At 42.9% G+C, this 19,334-nt stretch carries 18 protein-coding genes; 12 read left to right on the top strand and 6 right to left on the bottom strand.

The annotated features are described in order from the left end of the window. Positions 1-50 precede the first annotated feature (50 nt). The 10 genes from tusD (at position 51) to nrfD (ending at position 8,654) form a co-directional block, all read left to right on the top strand. A complete protein-coding gene (tusD, locus tag TPSD3_RS07065) occupies positions 51-443 on the top strand; it encodes a sulfurtransferase complex subunit TusD (RefSeq protein WP_086487872.1) in 393 nt (130 codons plus the stop codon). A 32-nt stretch (positions 444-475) separates the two neighbouring features. Next, positions 476-862 carry a sulfurtransferase complex subunit TusC gene (gene tusC, locus TPSD3_RS07070; protein ID WP_245391540.1) on the top strand — a complete coding sequence of 129 codons (387 nt, stop codon included), beginning with the start codon at positions 476-478 and terminating at the stop codon, positions 860-862. Positions 863-874: 12 nt separating this feature from the next. Continuing rightward, entirely contained in the window at positions 875-1,180 is a 306-nt protein-coding gene (gene tusB, locus TPSD3_RS07075; RefSeq protein WP_086487874.1) for a sulfurtransferase complex subunit TusB, read from the top strand. Positions 1,181-1,297: 117 nt separating this feature from the next. Beyond that, complete coding sequence (locus TPSD3_RS07080) at positions 1,298-1,630, top strand: TusE/DsrC/DsvC family sulfur relay protein (RefSeq protein ID WP_086487875.1); 333 nt, start codon at positions 1,298-1,300, stop codon at positions 1,628-1,630. Positions 1,631-1,865: 235 nt separating this feature from the next. Continuing rightward, complete coding sequence (locus TPSD3_RS07085) at positions 1,866-2,603, top strand: respiratory nitrate reductase subunit gamma (RefSeq protein ID WP_086487876.1); 738 nt, start codon at positions 1,866-1,868, stop codon at positions 2,601-2,603. A gap of 36 nt (positions 2,604-2,639) precedes the next feature. Next, positions 2,640-4,160 (top strand): sulfate reduction electron transfer complex DsrMKJOP subunit DsrK, encoded by a 1,521-nt coding sequence (gene dsrK / locus TPSD3_RS07090; protein ID WP_086487877.1) that lies wholly within the window; start codon positions 2,640-2,642, stop codon positions 4,158-4,160. A gap of 22 nt (positions 4,161-4,182) precedes the next feature. Beyond that, entirely contained in the window at positions 4,183-6,141 is a 1,959-nt protein-coding gene (locus TPSD3_RS07095; protein ID WP_086487878.1) for an NAD(P)-binding protein, read from the top strand. A 2-nt stretch (positions 6,142-6,143) separates the two neighbouring features. After that, complete coding sequence (locus TPSD3_RS07100) at positions 6,144-6,584, top strand: hypothetical protein (RefSeq protein WP_086487879.1); 441 nt, start codon at positions 6,144-6,146, stop codon at positions 6,582-6,584. A 129-nt stretch (positions 6,585-6,713) separates the two neighbouring features. Then, the gene (dsrO, locus tag TPSD3_RS07105) at positions 6,714-7,436 is read left to right on the top strand and encodes a sulfate reduction electron transfer complex DsrMKJOP subunit DsrO (RefSeq protein ID WP_086487880.1); all 723 of its coding nucleotides are present in this window, start codon (positions 6,714-6,716) and stop codon (positions 7,434-7,436) included. Positions 7,437-7,442: 6 nt separating this feature from the next. Further along, a complete protein-coding gene (nrfD, locus tag TPSD3_RS07110; RefSeq protein WP_086487881.1) occupies positions 7,443-8,654 on the top strand; it encodes an NrfD/PsrC family molybdoenzyme membrane anchor subunit in 1,212 nt (403 codons plus the stop codon). 49 nt (positions 8,655-8,703) lie between these two features. On the opposite strand, the gene TPSD3_RS07115 is transcribed toward nrfD, so the two are convergent. Continuing rightward, on the bottom strand, positions 8,704-9,099 hold the full coding sequence (locus TPSD3_RS07115) for a DUF7682 family zinc-binding protein (protein WP_086487882.1): 396 nt from the start codon (positions 9,097-9,099) through the stop codon (positions 8,704-8,706). A 150-nt stretch (positions 9,100-9,249) separates the two neighbouring features. Between TPSD3_RS07115 and TPSD3_RS07120 the strand changes: the two genes are divergently transcribed. Both TPSD3_RS07120 and TPSD3_RS07125 read left to right on the top strand, forming a co-directional pair. After that, on the top strand, positions 9,250-10,671 hold the full coding sequence (locus TPSD3_RS07120; protein ID WP_086487883.1) for a cobyrinic acid a,c-diamide synthase CobB: 1,422 nt from the start codon (positions 9,250-9,252) through the stop codon (positions 10,669-10,671). Beyond that, a complete protein-coding gene (locus tag TPSD3_RS07125; protein WP_086487884.1) occupies positions 10,659-10,973 on the top strand; it encodes a HesB/IscA family protein in 315 nt (104 codons plus the stop codon). Before TPSD3_RS07120 ends, TPSD3_RS07125 begins: the two co-directional genes overlap by 13 nt. A gap of 4 nt (positions 10,974-10,977) precedes the next feature. Here the strand turns inward: TPSD3_RS07125 and TPSD3_RS07130 are convergent, their stop codons facing one another. From TPSD3_RS07130 to TPSD3_RS07150, 5 genes are all read right to left on the bottom strand, one after another. Beyond that, positions 10,978-12,699, bottom strand: coding sequence for a coiled-coil domain-containing protein (locus TPSD3_RS07130; RefSeq protein ID WP_140048508.1), 1,722 nt, complete (start codon positions 12,697-12,699; stop codon positions 10,978-10,980). 96 nt (positions 12,700-12,795) lie between these two features. Next, positions 12,796-13,767, bottom strand: coding sequence for a DUF928 domain-containing protein (locus tag TPSD3_RS07135; RefSeq protein ID WP_086487886.1), 972 nt, complete (start codon positions 13,765-13,767; stop codon positions 12,796-12,798). A 44-nt stretch (positions 13,768-13,811) separates the two neighbouring features. Then, positions 13,812-14,060 carry a hypothetical protein gene (locus TPSD3_RS07140; protein WP_086487887.1) on the bottom strand — a complete coding sequence of 83 codons (249 nt, stop codon included), beginning with the start codon at positions 14,058-14,060 and terminating at the stop codon, positions 13,812-13,814. A gap of 5 nt (positions 14,061-14,065) precedes the next feature. Next, complete coding sequence (locus tag TPSD3_RS07145; RefSeq protein WP_140048509.1) at positions 14,066-17,998, bottom strand: hypothetical protein; 3,933 nt, start codon at positions 17,996-17,998, stop codon at positions 14,066-14,068. A gap of 71 nt (positions 17,999-18,069) precedes the next feature. Beyond that, positions 18,070-19,311, bottom strand: coding sequence for a hypothetical protein (locus TPSD3_RS07150; RefSeq protein ID WP_086487889.1), 1,242 nt, complete (start codon positions 19,309-19,311; stop codon positions 18,070-18,072). Positions 19,312-19,334 lie beyond the last annotated feature (23 nt).

Raw genomic sequence — 19,334 nt, forward strand, 5'->3', positions numbered from 1 at the left:
CGGTTATCCCTAACATTGTCTCTACACACTTTTTAGGAGAACCCGTCACTATGAAGTTTGGCATTTTGATCAACGAAGGGCCTTATACCCATCAAGCCTCTGATTCGGCTTATCAATTTACCAAAGCGGCGTTAGAAAAAGGTCACGAAATCTTTCGCGTATTTTTCTATCACGATGGTGTGAATAACGGCACTCGTTTGACCGTGCCACCGCAAGATGATCGTAATGTGGTCACTCGCTGGTCTGAATTGGCGAAACAATATCAATTGGATTTAGTGCTGTGTGTCGCTGCGGCACAACGTCGTGGTTTACTCGACGAAAACGAAGCCAAACGCAACGGTAAAGATGCCCATAATATCGCAGAAGGTTTCCGTATTTCTGGATTGGGACAATTGATTGAAGCAGGTATTCAAGCAGATCGCTTGGTCGTTTTTGGCGACTAAACACAAGTCATTAACCTATTACGAGGATCGAGATGATGGACGACGAAAACAGCGGCGGCAAAATTAAAAAGTTTTTATATCTCAATCGCAAAGCCCCTTACGGCAGTATTTATGCGTTGGAATCGTTGGAAGTGGTGTTGATTGGTGCGGCGTTCGATCAAGATGTCAGTTTGGCGTTTGTGGACGATGGCGTATATCAATTGGTCAAAGGACAAAGCACTGATGGCATTGGCATGAAGAATTTTTCCCCCACCTATCGCGCTTTAGAAATGTATGATGTGGAAAAATTGTATGTCGATCAAGCCTCTTTAGAAGCTCGCGGTTTGACAGAAGCAGATTTGCTAGTCCCCGTCGAAGTGCTAGACAGTGCGCAAATGGCCGCGTTGATGGCTGAACAAGAAGTGGTTTTTAGCTTTTAATCGGAGTCCAACATGTTATTACACACGGTCAACAAATCCCCATTTGAGCGCGTCGCATTACAAACCTGTTTACGGTTATCGCAGGCGGGTTGTGGCATTTTATTATTAGAAGATGGCGTTTATGCTGCATTACAAGGCACACAAACTGAAGCCCAGATTAAAGATGCCCTGAATGATAAAAAAGTGTATGCCTTATTACCCGATTTACAAGCCCGTGGTTTTACCGCGGACAAAGTGATCGCGGGCGTACAACTAATTGATTACAATGGCTTTGTCGATTTAGTGATCGAATATCAAGCCACCCAAGCGTGGTTGTAGTCACAAGACAAGGCATTTTTTACCTAAGGGTGGCCGCCCTCTTCATCTTATGACGGCTGGACACTGCCCTTTTTTCTTAACCCTTTCTCACAATACATTACAAGAGGACATAACGTTATGGCAATCGAAGTCAACGGTAAAACAGTCGAAACTGACGAAGAAGGTTACTTAACCAATCTGAACGATTGGGACCGAGATGTGGCACAAGTGTTGGCCAAACAAGACGACTTGACACTGACCGAGAGCCATTGGGAAGTGATCGACTTTTTGCGTGAATACTATGAAGAGTATCAAATCGCGCCTGCGGTTCGCGTTTTAACCAAAGCCATTGGCAAAAAACTGGGCGCGGACAAAGGCAACAGCAAATATTTGTATGATCTATTCCCCTACGGCCCTGCCAAACAAGCCTGCCGTTTCGCAGGATTACCCAAACCCACAGGTTGCGTGTAATTCCTTGAATCGCTTGCCCTATTTGCGGCATGGCTGATCAGTTTTGAGTGGATTTTTTCGCTTCCGCCTTCGACTTCTGAGTAAAACGTCAAGGCGGATCAGACTGTTTTTGTCTGCTCTACGGGTCTGCTGTAAAACATTTGAATAAATCTAATGCGTCTGAAAAAAATCCCCGTCTATTGGCGAGCCATTGGCGAGTGAGGTCAGGCGGGATTGAAGGTTAGAGAATTTGCTTATGGTATTAACTACAATTTACGCGCTTTTGTTCTATTTTGCAACAGCCGTGTTACTTTTTGGTGTGGGTTACAAGGTGTATCAGTACGCCAGTGTGCCTGCGCCGTTAAAAATTCCAACCACGCCTGCGCCCACCACTCGGACGGGAGTGGTTTTGCGGATGCTACGCGAAGTGATTTGGTTTGAAAGTTTATTCCGCGCCAATAAATGGATTTGGTTATTCGGAATGTTGTTTCATGGTGCCTTATGGTTGGTGTTGTTGCGTCATGTCCGTTATTTCATCGACCCCGTGTGGACTTGGGTGATTCTTATCCAACCCATTGGTAAATATGCAGGTTTTATCATGATGATCGGTTTGGTTGGCTTATTGGTACGGCGAATTGCGGTGGAACGGATTCGTTATATCAGCAGTCCATCGGATTACCTGATGCTAGTGTTACTTTTAGCCATTGGCGGCAGCGGTCTCATGATGACTTTTGTACTGCACACAGATATTGTTCAGTTTAAAGCCTTTATGTTGGGCGTGATGACGTTCAGTTGGCAGCCGATTCCTCCTGATCCTATTTTGTTGCTGCATTTAACCGCAGTGTTGCTGCTGATGATCATTTTTCCTTACAGCAAACTGTTACATGCCCCCGGCGTTTTCTTCAGTCCCACCCGTAATCAAGTCGATAATCCACGCGAACAACGACATATCGCCGATTGGGCTAAACGTTTAGAAGATGCGTCATCGTCATAGCACAAGCCTAAAAGCTGGACACAAAGGAGCGTAAACATGGCCAAGACTATTGATGTGCCAGTACTTAAACCGTATATCGAAATCCCAAAACTACAACCCGATGTCATGGCAGGAAGCGGCCCTTATATCGCTAAACCTGACATGCAAGCGGCCTTGGGATTCCGTGGCGAATTGCCAGAGGATTGGCAAAGTATCGCCTTGAATAAGATGGGCGAATTGCTGAAAAAATACCGCAGTTTCCAAGTTTACATGGATGCGTGCGTGAAATGTGGCGCGTGTACGGACAAATGTCATTACTTACTCGGCACGGCAGACCCAAAAAATATGCCCGTGGCACGACAAGATTTGATACGTAAAGTGTATCGTCGCTATTTTACTTTAGCGGGTAAGTATTTTCCCAAATTGGTCGGCGCGGTCGATTTAACCGAAGAAGTGTTAAACGATTGGCACAACTATTATCACCAATGTTCCGAATGTCGCCGTTGTTCGGTGTATTGTCCTTATGGGATTGATACCGCTGAAGTCACCATGGCCGCACGCGAAATTTTAAACAGCATCGGTCGCGGCCAAAAATACTCCAATGAAATCATCGGCAAAGTTTATAAAATCGGTAATAACTTAGGTTTACCTGAACCCGCTTTGCGCGATACGTTGGAAGGTTTGGAAGAAGATGTAGAAGCCGATATTGGCATTAAAGTGCGTTTTCCGTTGGATGAAGCGGGAGCGGAAATTTTATTGGTTACGCCTTCGGCTGACTTTTTTGCTGAACCGCATGTGGATGGTTTAGTCGGCTATGCCAAAGTGTTTCATCAAGCGGGAGTCACGTGGACTCTGAGTTCTAAAGCCTCTGAAGCGGCCAATTTCGGCCTGTTTATCGGCAGTTATGAAAATATGCGCCGTATCGCCTTGCGTATTCGAGAAGCCGCGATTGAATTGGGCGTGAAACGTATTGTATTTGGTGAATGTGGTCATGCGTGGCGTGTGGCGTATAGTTTTCTGAATACTTTAGCGGGGCCGTTTGATTTTCTCGATCCGCGTTATCCTGTTCCGCAGCATATTTGTGAATTTACCTACGATTTATTGCAATCGGGCAAGTTGACGCTGGATAAATCCGTCAACGATCACCGTGTGATGACGTTCCACGATTCTTGTAACGTGGCGCGGGCTTCGCGTATGGGCAACGTACCCGGCGGACAATTTACCATTCCCCGCGAATTGATTAAGGCCGCTTGTAATAATTTTTATGACATGGCTCCTGAAACCATCCATGACCAAACCTATTGCTGTGGCGGCGGCGGCGGTCTGTTGACCGACGATTTGCTTGAATTACGCATCAAAGGCGCAATGCCCCGAATGCAAGCCTTACAGCAAGCCACTGAACAATATCAAATTACCCATTTAGCCGCGATTTGTGCCATTTGTAAAAGTCAATTCACCAAAGTTTTGCCTTACTACGGTTTCAAAATGGATCAAGTCATCAGTGTTCACCAGTTGATTGGCGATGCCATTGTCTTTCAAACCGACTCCGAACACCCCGAAAACAATACCGTTACCTAAATATTGAGGAGGAGATGGTCTTATGTCCACACAAAACCCCGTTACAGAAAAAAAACCATTAACGTTTCGCCGCTACAAAGACGGTGACAGCAAACCGTATCGCAGTCATCTACAGATTTTCCAAGCCAGTTGGAGTCACAAATGTCCTACTTATGTTCACCGCACGCCACCGTGTCAAGGCGCGTGTCCGGCGGGAGAAGACATTCGTGGCTGGTTGGGCATTGCGCGTGGGATGGAAAAACCACCAGCCGGCATGACCTGGGAAGAGTATGCGTTTCAACGTTCTACCAAAGCCAATCCGTTCCCATCTGTTATGGGTCGGGTGTGTCCTGCGCCGTGTCAAACCAATTGTAATCGTAATGCGGTGGATGATTTTGTCGGTATTAATGCCGTTGAGCAGTTTATTGGTGATACTGCGATTAAAAACGGCTTTAAATTGCCGCCACCCGGTGTCGATACCGGTAAAAAAGTGGCCATTGTTGGCGGTGGCCCCGCGGGCTTGTCGGCCGCTTATCAATTGCGTTTATTGGGTCATGCTTGCACCATTTTCGATGATCACGAATCTTTAGGCGGTATGATGCGCTACGGGATTCCCGGTTATCGTACGCCACGTGATATGTTGGATGCAGAAATTCAACGTATTCTCGACTTGGGCGTAGAAACTCGTATGAATACACGAGTCGGACGCGATGTCAGTATTGCCGATTTAGAAGAGCAATTTGACGCGATTTTGTGGGCTTTGGGTTGTAAAGAAGGGCGAAATTTACCCGTTCCCGGTTCTGACGCGCCTAACTGCTTGCGTGGTGTGGAGTTTTTAAGCGATTTCAACCAATCCAAAGTCAACGGCGTACCGAAAAAATTAGTGGTTGTCGGTGGTGGTGATACATCAATTGACGTGGCTTCTGTCGCACGTCGTTTGGGACATGTTCACCCTGATATGGTAGAACAAGTCGCTAACGAAGAATCAGCCGAATATGTCGCTTTTGATGCCGCATCTTCTGCGGCACGTCAAGGGGCGGATGTCGTGTTGACTTCATTATTCCCCAAAAGCCAAATGACCGCCGCACAGCATGAAGTACAAGATGCCTTGCGCGAAGGGGTCGATATTCAAGACGGAGTCATGCCTTTAGAAGTGATTTTGGATGAAAAAGGCTACGCGACGGGTCTGAAAATGGCCAAGTGTGAAGTGAAAAACAATCGGCCGATTCCGATTGAAGGCACTGAATACGTGATTGAAGCTGATGTAATTATCGCGGCCATTGGTCAATATGGTGATTTGACTGGTTTAGATGAGTTAAACAACGGTCGTAACTTCATTGATGCCGACGCAACGTATCAAGTGAAAGACCGTCCCGGTCATTTCGTCGCAGGCGACATTATTCGTCCGCATTTGCTGACGACGGCAATTGGTCAAGGTTCAATTGCCGCAGAATCCATTGACCGCTACTTAAAAGCCAACTGGTTGAAAAAACGGCCAAAAGTGGACGTGCATCATTTTGACTTATTAGAAAAGTTAAAAGAAGCCAACTTAGCTCCAGAGCCTTTTGTTCCTGAACAAGCTGGCGATATGCGAGGGACATCAGCCGCTAAATACGCAGTACATAACTACGAAGATCGTGGGCCAATGGAAATTATTGATTCTAAGGTCTTGTTCTTAGGACATTTTAACGATGTGCCGCGGGAAATTCGGGCAGAAGTGCATGTCAGCGCGGACAATGTGATTGGTAACTATGTAGAACGGATTGTCGGCCTAGATGCCGCACGCGCCCAAGCCGAAGCCAAACGCTGTATGAGTTGTGGGATGTGTTTTGAGTGTGACAATTGCGTGGTGTTCTGTCCCCAAGAAGCCGTCAAACGGACTCCGAAGAAAGAAGCCACCACAGGACGTTATGTTTACACTGATTACAGCCGTTGTATTGGCTGTCATATCTGTGCAGACGTTTGCCCAACGGGCTATATCAACATGGGTTTGGGTGAATAACGATGTGGAGTCGGTTATTCACGGGTCGTTTTATGGCCGTGTTCATCTTGTTGATTGGGGGGGGCTTGAGCATTGCGCTGAGTCTAAACGCCCAAGATCAAACGCCCGCTGTGCCGAAAACAGAAGCGCGTTTTTCGCCCGAAGGTTTGCCTAAAGCGAAAATGCCTGTTTCTGAAACACAAGCCTGTGTGGAGTCGATCCCATTGATCCGCAGTCAACATGGTCAATTCTTGAAACATTTTCGAGATGAGACAATGTACAACGGCATTCGTGGTCAAAAACACAGTTTACAAGGCTGTATTGATTGCCACGTCACGCCCAATGCACAAGGGCAGACATTGAGTGTCCATGAGGATTCGCAGCATTTTTGCCGTGCTTGTCACCAATACGCTGCGGTGACGGTGGATTGCTTCCAATGTCATACTAGCTTGCCTGCGGAGTAATTCGTAGTGTAGGGCAGCGTGGTGGGTTTGCTCTGGTGAAAATGTCAACCCATTCACGCTGTCTCATTCGCCTGCGAATCAATCACTGCTTGTGCTTGGCCTTATTGCAGAACATAACGAGTTTTTAACATGTCTGAATCAAAACCCATTCAACCGCCGCGTCGTGATTTTTTAAAACAAGTGGCTGCGGTCGCCGGTTTGACCTTAGCACCGGGTGTTTTTTTACAAACCGTATCGGCGGCTGTGAATGCAAGTCAACGTTGGGGCTTGTTGATTGACAGTAACAAGTGTGGAGATTGTCAAGCCTGCGTGACGGCATGTCACACAGAAAACGGAATCACGGATCACAATCGCCCAGAAACCGATGCCCAATGGATTCGTAAAGTCGATCTGCGTCACAAAACCACAGGGCGCGTGCATTCTCTGCCGATGATGTGCCAACATTGTGAGCATCCGCCGTGTGTGGATGTGTGTCCGACAGGGGCATCGTTTAAACGCCAAGACGGCATTGTTTTAGTGGATAAACATATTTGTATTGGTTGCCGCTATTGCATGATGGCTTGTCCTTATAAAGCGCGTTCGTTTGTTCACGAAGTCATCACCGATCAAAAAGCCCACGCGCCTCGCGGTAAGGGAACGGTGGAAAGTTGTACTTTGTGTGTCCATCGGGTGGATACGGGACGTTTACCTTCCTGTGTCGAAGCCTGCGCCGCAACGGGACGCGGGGCGATGTTATTTGGCGACATGAACGATCCCAATAGCGAATTGGCACAACGGTTACGTACTGAATACAGCACCACGATTAGAGCCGATCTGCGCTTAAATCCGGGTGTGCGTTATCAAGGAATTTAATCAGTTATGAACCCTACGAATAAAATAACGGTTTATCGCAAATTAGAAGGGCAAAGTGTGGGTTTTTACATTTTGCTGGTGGTGTTAGCCATCATGGTTGCCATGGGGTTGTTGGCCGCTTGGACAATGGAGCATGAGGGGCATTGGATCAGCGGGATGAATAACCAAGTGGTGTGGGGAATGCCGCATATTTTTGCGATTTTTTTAATTCTAGCGGCCTCTGGGGTCTTAAACGTGGCTTCAGTGAGTACGGTATTCGGCCAAGAGGTGTATAAACCGCTGGGGCGTTTATCGGGTTTATTGGCGATCACCTTATTGGTTGGTGGCTTAATGGTTTTGGTCTTAGATTTAGGCCGGCCGGATCGTTTGATCATTGCCATGACGCATTATAATTTTAAATCAATTTTTGCGTGGAATATTGTTTTATATAATGGTTTCATGGCGGTGGTATTTATTTACTTGTGGTTTATGATGGAAAAACGAATGCAGCCTTATTATCCGATTGCGGGTAGAATTGCATTTATTTGGCGTTTAATTTTAACCACAGGGACGGGATCAATTTTTGGTTTCTTATTAGCCCGCGAACCTTATGGCACAGCGGTGATGGCACCGATGTTTATTGCCATGTCATTAATGTTTGGTAAAGCGATGTTTCTGCTTATTTTAATGAGCAGTTATCGCGGGAGTCAACGCATGTTAAATCATGCGGTGGTGATGCGTTTAAAGAATTTATTGGCGATGTTTATTATTACCGCATTATATTTTTTAACGGTTTATTTCATCACTTTTGCTTATTTTACAGAACAACATGGCGTGGTGCGTTTCTTTTTATTAGACGGCGGCCATTATACGACTTTATTCTGGTTGGGACAGATTGGATTGGGCGCGGCGTTGCCGTTATTCATACTGTATCATCCGCGATTAGGCGAGCAATTTAGCATGATTGCGGTGGCTTCGGTGTCTGTGGTGATTGGTGGTATGATTCAACTTTATGTGCTGATCATTGGTGGACAGGCTTATCCTTTAGATATGTTTCCTGAAATGGAAATTTTAGCGTCTAGTTTTCATGATGGAGTCGTTGCCAATTACGCGCCGAGTCATTGGGAGTTTATGTTGGGATTAGCGGGGCTGGCTATGTCATTATTAATGACCGTATTAGCCATGCGCATTTTTGATGTTTTACCCGAATGCGTCACAGAAGAAGTGCCTGCTTTATAAAAAAAAGCTGAATCAGAATGATTCATTTATTCTGGTTCAGCTTATTTTTTTACACCTTACTGGCACCAGGCTTTTTCACATTATATTCCTCATGTGACAGCAGATCAAAAGGAATAAGTCCGTCCTTATCTTCTTTAAATAAAATGCGGTAATCATTATCAATCGGCACAGAAATAATTTTGCGGTTATAGTTCATTCGTTTGCCGTTCAATTGGGGGAAGGGTTCGCCGTGCCTAATGGCATCTAAAATGGCGCGGGCTTTTAACACCAGTTTTTTACGCGGCAATCCGCGCAAATCGATGGGATCGTGAGCAAAGGCTTCTTTCCACTGTTGTTTTTCGGTTTTGGCTTGGATTTGTTCACTTTTATCCTCTTCCAGTTGTTTACAAGTATGGCAAAATTGGCCATTGCCTTTGTGACCGCAGGGAAATGTTTTTTTAGGCATTTTTTTAGCTCCTCATTGTGATGGTGTGTCATGTTTTAGGTGGGTCTGAATTAGAGAAAAACATTTGCGCTTCAAATCTTGTGACTCAGAAATTTTTTCTGTCTCTCCAATATGGGGGACATTGTCCCAAATTCCAAAGGAAAATTGTTCATGCCACACGTTCTCATTTCCGCCGCGCATAAATCCTCTGGTAAGACCACATTAAGTATCGGTCTTAGTGCCGCGTTAAGTCGTTTGGGACAGCGCGTACAAACTTTTAAGAAAGGGCCAGATTATATTGATCCGCTTTGGTTGCATCAGGCGAGTCAACGCCCTTGTCATAATCTTGATTTTTACACCATGTCTCATGCTGAAATCGTACATTATGTGGCGCATTATGGGCAAAATGCGGATATGTGTTTGATTGAAGGCAATAAGGGTTTATACGATGGTGTGGACATTGAAGGTAGCAATAGCAATGCCGCTTTGGCGCATTTATTGGGATCGCCTGTGATTTTAGTGCTGGATACTCAAGGCATTACACGTGGTATTGCGCCGTTATTATTGGGTTATCAGGCGTTTGATCCGCAATTGCATATTGCGGGTGTAATTTTGAATAAAGTGGGCGGGGCGCGACATGAGCAGAAATTGCGAGCGGTGATTGAGCGTTACACGTCAATCCCTGTTGTGGGTGCCGTACAACGCGATCCGCGTTTGGACATTGATGAACGTCATTTGGGTCTCATTCCCAGCACAGAATTGATGCACACCGAAGAAAAAATTAATGAAATAGCCGAGTTAATTAGCCAGCAAGTGGATTTAAGCGCGTGCATGAACATTGCCGCCCAAGCTCCTGCTTTATTACCCGTTAAATTAGCACAAACGGAAGCGGTTTTTTATCCTGAAAAATTACGCATTGGTGTTATTCGAGATAGCGCGTTTAATTTTTATTATGCCAGCGATTTAGAAGCCTTAGAAAGAAATGGCGCGGAATTAATCTTTATCGATGCCGTGCGCGATTCACATTTACCTTTATTAGACGGTTTATTTATTGGCGGTGGCTTTCCAGAAACCAATGGCCAATTATTAGCTGCTAATTATTCTTTTAAAGAAGAATTACGTCAAGCCATTGAAAATGATTTACCCGTTTATGCCGAATGTGGCGGCTTAATGTATTTAGGACGATATATTTATTGGTGTGATGAAAAAATGAAAATGGTGGGCGCATTGCCTTATAACACCGTGATGGAAAATAAACCGCAAGGACGAGGTTATGTTAAGTTGCAAGAAACGGCTTATCATCCTTGGGGAATAACGGGAAATGGCGAAGTTTATGCGCATGAATTCCACCATTCGCGGATTATTCATTTAGACGGTCACTTTAATTTTGCCTATCGGGTGCAACGCGGCAGTGGCATGATAAATCAACAAGATGGCTTGGTTTATCGCAACACGTTAGTGAATTATGCCCATTTACGTGATGTAGAAGCGAATCCGTGGACAAAACGATTTCTTCATTTTGTCCGAAATTGTCGGCTTAATCAAAATCAAACCCTTCTTCAAAATGATCGGAAATCACTATGTTTAAAGTAACCGAAAAAGCGGCTGAACAAATTTTTAAATCAGCCAAAGAAAATGGTATGGCCGGAATGGCTTTACGCATCGCAGCGCGTCGTCAAGCCGATGGCAGCATTGAATATGGTGTCGGCTTCGACGACAAACAGGATGATGATGTGCATATTAATTCGCACGGCATAGACATTGTTTTTGAGTCTGCTTATAAAGATTTATTACAAGGTGCGGTGATGGATTTTGTCGAATTAGAAGAAGGAAAATTTCACTTTATTTTCCTTAATCCCAATGATGCGCATTATGTTCCACCACAGGGCTATTAAATCATTAAGGCTGAGAAAAACAATGCGCTGTTTTTTGCGTCAATTGGGCTAACAAATATTCGGCGCGTTTAATTTCCTGCAAATAATTGGCTTCTTGCCATTTTGTTTCTTCCAATTGCGCTTTTAATTGCGTCAAGGTTTGCTCACAGTGTTGAGCAAAGGTTAATTGTTGGGATTGTTCATTTAACCTCTGTTGGGCTGATTCCACATCAGCCAAACATTGCTGCCGCTGTGTATTTGCAGTAGAAAGGTCTTGATTTAACTGCATTAAATCTTGTTGCAAGGTGTCCATTTGCGCCTTTTGCGCGGCGTGTGCTTGGGTTGACAGCGACACTTGCGTGTGCAAGGTGGAAACTTCCTGTTGTGCCTGAATCAAGGCCTGCGCGCATTCCTGCTGTTGCTGCACTATCCCCCCGTGCGCGTCGCGTTCTGTCGTTAGAGCGGCTTGTGTGCGTTCTAACGCCTGTTTAAGCTGCTCATTATCCCCTGTTAAATCTTGCAACAACTGGCGATGGGCAACCGATTGTTGCTCTTGTTCAACCAAAGCCAATGCTTTACTGTCTAATTCGGCTTGTGTGCTTTCATAATGTTGCCGTAAATCTTTAATTTCTGCTTCACAAGCGGCTTTTAATTCCAATTGTTGTTGCTGAATCATTTCTAACTGCGTGACAGCAGATTCTAATTGCGTAACCAATTCTTGATTTTGCTGTTGTAACAGAGTAATTTGCTGAGAAAAATTCTGTTTTAAATCATCAATTTCAGCATTTTTTACCGTCACGACTTGTTCTATTTCAGCTTGTTTTTGCTGCAAAGAAACATAACTGGTTTGCAATTCTGCATAACGGGTTTTTTCTGCCAACAAATCGGATTCTGCAACAGGACAATTAACAGTTACTTTTTCTGCTGCTTTCTCAGTAGAAAGGGCATTAAATTGCTCCACTTGTTGCTGACAAGGTTGTAAAGCCAATAAACAATTTTGTTGCTGTTCTTCAGCTTGTTTTAACTGATTGGCTAAAGCGCGATGAATAATTAAATTATCATTTTGCAATTTCGTCACTTGTGCCAAATGGCGATCAATCAAGGCAGTACGTGCTTGTTCAGCTTGGTTTTGCTGTTGTTGCAAGCGTTGCGTGGTCTCATTGATTAAGGTTTGTTTCTCTGTTTCATAATGCGTTTTTTGCGTTGCCAATTCGCTTTGCAATGCCGTCAATTGCTGCGTATATTCTTGTTGTAATTGGGCTAATTTTTCCGTGTTTTCTTGTTGCAAATGGGCAATATTTTGTGCATATTCCGTTTGCTGTTGGGCTAAATTATTTTGTAAAGTTTGCACTAACGCATTTTGTGTGGCCAATTGGCTTTGATTTTGCTGCAATGCTTGCTGTGTGGTTTGCAATTCTTGTTGCGTTTTTTCTAAAGCCAATTGTTGCTGTTCAATTTGTTGTTGACGCTGCTGGACAATAGATTGAGTGTGCTGCCCATCTTTTTGCAAAGTTTCGACTTGGATTTGATGAGCAGTTTGCGCCTGATTTAAACGCGCTTGCCATGCCGTTTCTTGGTCTTGAATATGCTGTTGTAATTGCGTTATGCGGGTATTCAATTCAAAAACTTTACTTTGTGCCTCATCATAAGCTGTTTGACTGCGATTTAAGGCAAATTGCTGCCACGCAATAATAATGAGAAATAAAAATAGAACCGAAAACAAAAAAATAAGATGATTTTTTTTCATAAAAACCACACCACCCATTGTTTTAATCAGAGGCTAAAATAAGGGATAATGTTTTGAGTAAAAAACATTATCCCAAGTCCCAAAATACCTTGAAAATTAATGCACCACAGATCGATCATAAGCCGCTACATTAGGCATAGCGACTTGCTCTAATAAATTGGCACGATCTAAACGCCATGTTTTATTCTCTGGTGATTGTTCAATTAAATGAGATAAGTGAGAAACCGTATCGTACCAAAAACCCGCTTGCGCATAAATACGATAATGCTGTTCTTTAGGCGTTTGCTTTAACATATTCTGAATGTCTACGGGTAATGTCTGATAACGCACACTGCCACTGGCGACTAAATCAGCCGAACGTTCCCATTCATCTGGCACAATACTAATAAACCATTCATAATTTACATTCGGTTTTAATTGCACGTGATAATCAGCTAAAGATAAAGCGTGCATTCCGGCCGGATGATATTCTTTATCCTCAGGCAAACCAATGGTTAATTCTAAAACAGGTTCAGGTTGATTTGGATCATTTAAAGTAAATTCAAATTCTCCATCCCAAGCTGACGACACATACCAATAAAAAATCGGTTGAGAAACACTGGATAATCCTGTGCGTTGCGGAGCTAATGGTGCAATTAAATCAGGCAAGGGTTGCAACTCTAATTCAGACGTTAATGCAGTTGTCACCACCCCTGCGGCAATTCCACGAGAAACTCCGCGAGAAACGCCTCTGGACACACCGCGAGAAACTCCACGAGAAACGCCTCTGGATACGCCGCGAGAAACCCCGCGAGAAACGCCTCTGGACACACCGCGAGAAACTCCACGAGAAACGCCTCTGGATACGCCGCGAGAAACTCCACGAGAAACGCCTCTGGATACGCCGCGAGAAACGCCTCTGGACACGCCCCGCGAAACGCCACGAGTGAAGCTGCCTTGTACCAAACCCGCTTCACGGCGCAAAATAGGGTCATCAGGATTGGGAACGCGATAAACAAATTCGCTACCCAAAAGTGAGCCGCTCAATAGCATTAAACACACCGCAATAAAAATGGGTAATTTCCACATCTTGTTTGCATCCTAAAGGTGAGCTAAGAAAAATTAAAATCAGGTTAATCGCGCAAATCACGCATACTTACAATACTAACACATTGTTGAATAAATGCTTCCAATATTTGCAATTCTTCTTTGGTCAACTCATGCGTTAAGGCATTGGGTAAAGCCGCAATCCGACGTATAACAGGAGACGCTTTAAGCCGCGATCCGCCTAATAATAATTCAACTTCTCGCCACCATTGCTCCGCAGATACGGAAGTATTTTGTGCAAACATAACCCCCAAACGATATAAAGCAAATTGCATCAGCGTTAATAAACGTTGTTGCTCTGAATGGCATTAGAGGTTAATTGGCTTAATTCTGTGGTCAATAAAGAAGAGGCTCTTTCAGCCCAATTTTGATGCGAATCTAACAAATGACACGCTAATGTTAAATGCGGCAATAATTCATTGGCATTATTAAAAATAATGGTTAATTTATGATGTTGTCCATAACGATGATTTAAGGCTTCTGCTAATGCAGAAATAATCGCTTGTTGTGCTTCACTGTCATGATTTTCTAAATGCACAAATAAATATTCAAAAAAAGAAGCATTTAAAGGCAACCATTCAGAATCCATAGTAAAAGCAGATAAACGTCCTAATTGTCTAATTAATAAATGAGATTGCTGCACTTGCGATTCATTGACTTCAATCAGTGAGGCACTGGATCGCCCAAATAAACCTTTAAAACCCCGCTGTTTACGCGAAACTGATTTTAATTCAACTTGAAATTGTATCGCCTCTTGATAGCGTAATTGTGCGGCTTGTAAAGCAGATAAACTGGGACTGCGCCAATTCAATAATTGACAAATAATTAATTCTTCTGTTTTTAGTCCAATTGGTTCTTGTTGATAACGCGCTAATAACCACATTTGCCAGATTAAATAATTCGCTGAATGTGCATTTAACAATCCACAATACACTCCCAATACAGGCATATTTAAATTAGCCGCACTGACTTGATTTAAACTTAATAAACTAGAGATTAATTCAGCATGGCGTTCAATTAATGCACCGCGTAAATTGGGTGTCAGCCATTCATCAAAGGCTTCTGATAATGCTGTCGAATGTTGCTGCCAACTATTCGCAGTTTCATTGGCTAAAACAGGACTGCTTAATAATAAACGTTGAATTAATAAACGACTCGAAAAAGGCGCGGTATTGGGCAAAATCGCCGCACTCATTAAACCACTAATACAATCTCGCCATTGTTGCTCTTCTCTGGGCGTTTCAGCAAACATAAAATCATGCGCTTGAAAAACATGCAAAACCAATGGACGAACTTCTGATAATAAATCTGCATTAGATTGCAATTGCATCGTCCATAAAGACAGAGAAAAACGCTCATTTTTATTTAATTGTGAAGACAAATAAACCTCTAAACGAGTCCATAATAAATGCCACACTGTTCCCGTTTGATCGACTTGAGGTAAAATAATTTCTTGTAAATAACGCCCTGTATTTAATGCCAAAAGCGAAGGGCATTGCGTGCGTAATCCATCAGCAAAAAACTGTAAGAATTGCATTAAAGCCTGTTTTAAACGCCGTTTATTACTTTTGGTCATGGCGACATTTAAACTAACCTGCTCAATGACTGTAGACGCTGTGGCTGCAATTTGCGCGTCAATACGCCGACCTAAAGCCACTTGTCTTAACACTTGCACCCCTTGCTGCATTAATGTTTCCCAATAAGCGGTTTCATTACTGCTTAAATAACGCGGTAATTGCAAGATAATATATTGCCATTGCTGCTCTAATAAAACGCTGTCCATAGACTGCAAACTTAAATCAAATAAAGGCTGCACTTTTTGCCAAGCCGCTTCCACATCGCCTTGTTGTAATAAATTGGCAAAAAAAACTGTTAATTGATTGATTAATAAAATGCTGTCTTTTTGAGGGAAATGATCTTGAATCATTTTACTCAAGTCTTTAATAATCATTTCCGCATTTTTTAATAAATGATCTCCTTTAGCAGCAAATAAACGTTGCCATACCAAACCTTCTAAAATAAAAGGATTAAATTGTATCGTTTCACTTTTTTCAGGACGATAATTAAACCCTAATGCTGATTCATGCAATTCGACAATAATTTGAAAAATGCGTTCTACTTCAGGTGCGGTTAAATGGGTTTTTAAAGCAATTTGCAAACCTTGTAAATTGGCTTCATGCACAGGAATTGGACGCGGCGTTAACAAACGCTCATGACAACTATACCACCAACGCAATAATTGACCGCGCACTTGTTGCGAAGGCAATAATAAACTTTTTGCCACTTGTCCTAATAATAATTCATTATCATGTACTAAAGCTTTTATTCCATTTTCCCCTAATGACACTGCTAATTGAGGGTAAGCCGTTAAAACATGATTAGACGCTAAGTTGGCTAATTCTTCTTTTAATAAAGGCAAGCGTTTGCTTGCTAATAAATCAGGTAATGATTCGATAAATAACTGTAACGTTTTCATTAATGCAGGCGGGCTGGGATTTTGCGTCCGCTCTTGTAAAATTTTATTCACGCCGAGAAAAGCGGTATAAATAGCAACGGGATCAATTTGTGCAGATGCAATTTGTAAAATATTGCGCAAATACCAACGTTGCAATTCCTGCATCGCGGAATAATGCGCATATAATCGCCGATAATTCGCCAACATACGCAAAGTCATGACCAATTCCAAATGTTGGCAGCCCACACGAGAACTGGTGACCGTTTGCAAAGCCGTCGCCGTACCAAACCAATTGGCAGGAAAATTTAAATTGTCTTCAATCACTTCATTGACCGTAGCCAATAAAGGACGAATATCACGCAACAATTTTTGACAACGCGGATCACTATTATCAATTTGTTCTAATAATCGCTGCATTAATAATGGTTTTTGCCAAATTTTTTCAGCACTATCTGCACCTAAATAAAGCGTTAAATGACGCTTAAACAAATTGCGAGCTAATTGCGGTAATAAACCCAAAGCCGCTACTTGCCCCGCCAAATAAACGCATTCGCTAAAAATACCTTGTAAATAGTCTAATTTAACATTGGTTTTTGGTGGTAAAGCGTGCATTAATGCTTGAGCTGATTCTAATTCCCATTGGTTTAATTGCGACAATAATAATTGGTTATGTTGCGTATATAATAACAAATTATTAAAACGCTCTATAGCATCCGCTAACCAATCTAATTGTGAACGTTCCCATAATGGCCGCAATTCATCTAAAGTATGTCGATGGGCTTGAATTAAATCTTTTAATTGTGGAGCCAACGCATTTAATAATTCAGGTAACTCTAAGTGACGACTAAAACGAATCATTAAATGAGAATCAGGCTGGGCTTGAAACAGAATAAATAACGATAAAAACTTTAATACAGGAACAGTAATTTTTTCATAATGACGGCTACTCTTTTGCCACACATTACGGATAAAATCGAAGCGCGGAGTCGCATTGATTAAAACCGTTAAAACATTGCCTAACTGCTCTTGATGGCTATCCACTAATTGATGTTCTAATAACAGCAGTAAAATTTCCCACGCTTCACGGGATAAGGTATCAGGAAGAATTAGCCATTCAACAAAGCCCATCATAAATTCTAATTCGCTGACAATGGCAGACTGTGACAAAGTACGCTCTGGCCACGTTTTTAATAATTGCTGTAAATTCTTCGCTAATTTTTCACGGGAATAAGACACCTGTGTAGGATCAATAAACTGCCATAATTCCACGCTTATTTTTTCGCTAATCATCGAAGCGTCTAAGGAACATTGATAACGATATTGCTGATGACTTAACGCATTTTCTACTAAACGCTGTTGCTCATGACAATAAATTAATTCCGCATCATTTAATAATAAACGCACGGCATCATTAAAACCACTTAAAATACAAGGCGCAGCGGGTAATTGTGTTTGTTTCAATGCCCGTAATAAAGCAACCCAATTTTGCCGTCGTGGCAACGCAGGACTCACTTCACTAACAAACTTAATCCAAGGCGTAAAAACTGCGTCTAATTCGGCTAAATGATTTAATTGAGGTTTTTGCTTTTGCCATTCACTTAATGATTGATATTTTAAGGCTTTTTCCAAAATACTTTGGCGATGTTGTGTTAATCGTTGCCCAATGCTGGCAAAACGACCCAAAACAAATGGCGTTGGACGCAATCCTGCCAATCCAATACAAAAATAAGCGGATAATGGAGCAGAGATAGTATTCATTATAAATAATTAAGCAAAAATTAAATAAAAACCAAATAAAAACCCATAAAATTATCGCAAAATAAAATTAATTATGGGTGCAATGTCAGCGAATCACAACGCGCTTCTCCCATAATTGCTCCTACTTTTAATTGCCAATGTGATTTTACAAGGGCTTTTTGCCATTCGGGCAAATCAAAAGCACAACGAAATGGCTCTGATTTTGCATTTTCTAATTGAAAATGCAACCAATAATTTTCCTCACGCGAACCCAATCGCTCACAGCCTAAACAAGAACCTTCTTTTTTTAATTCAGCTTTTGGCCAATGGGGTTTTTTATCCATTGCGCTGGCTTCCATTGTCCGCGCTAATTGCCAGCGATCCACTTTGAAATAACAACGCATATCATAAACGGGTTCTTTGCGATAAATAGGCGTGCATTCTTCTCGCTCAACAAACGTGCCATCACCGCGATCAATGCGGCGCGTGTCGCAGGTTTCTCCATCGGGAACTTGGCGGTGAGAACGGACTTCACTTTGGCGATTAATATTATAAGCATCTTTTGGTAATTGATCACACCAGGCTTTATCCGATTGCGGCGCGAAATGTTCGACTTTAATCGCACGTTGCCATTCATGTCCTGTTAAAACGGCCGTGGCTTCTTTTGTCCAGAAAATAAACGTGAATAAACCGAGAATAACAACCGCAATAATCGCTAAAAGAAGCGTCGGCCAACGACGGGTTGCTTTCGGAGAAGCGGCAGCGGGCGCATCTTGGGAAATGAACTGATCAGAATCGTGAGAACGCACCTGTTCGGCTTGTGCTTTGACGATACGATCCGCCTCTAGGGGACTACCACACTGCTGACAAAAATCAGCCTGTGCGCTGTTTGCCGTGCCACAAGCGGTACATAAACGGTCTGCCCCGAAATATTGGTGATCTTGCACCGCCACTTTTTGCGAATCGTCGGGAAAATAACGCTTATTGGCATCTTGCGGTGCGCCACAATGTGGACAAAAACGATGCGTTTTTCCCAATAATTGCGTCGTCCCACAATAATCGCAATTCCACAACATTTCATAAATCAATTCTTCATCTTTGCGATTTAATTTTCCTGCATGACGTAAAGTATTTAACGCCGCAGGATGTTGTGGATTAATCTGTTGCAATCGCTTGGCAATTCGCAATTGTTCTGCTTCATCTTCTGCGAGTAATAATAAAATTCCCCACGCATTCTCATTATCAGGTTCATTCTTTGTGACTTGAGTAGCTAATTTGCGGGCTTTTTCATATTGTCCGCGACGGTAGGCTTCTAATGCTGCTTTTAAAGACATAATTTATCCTTTTTCCTCTACTT

The organism is Thioflexithrix psekupsensis, from assembly GCF_002149925.1.
Taxonomy (GTDB): Bacteria; Pseudomonadota; Gammaproteobacteria; order Beggiatoales; family Beggiatoaceae; genus Thioflexithrix; species Thioflexithrix psekupsensis.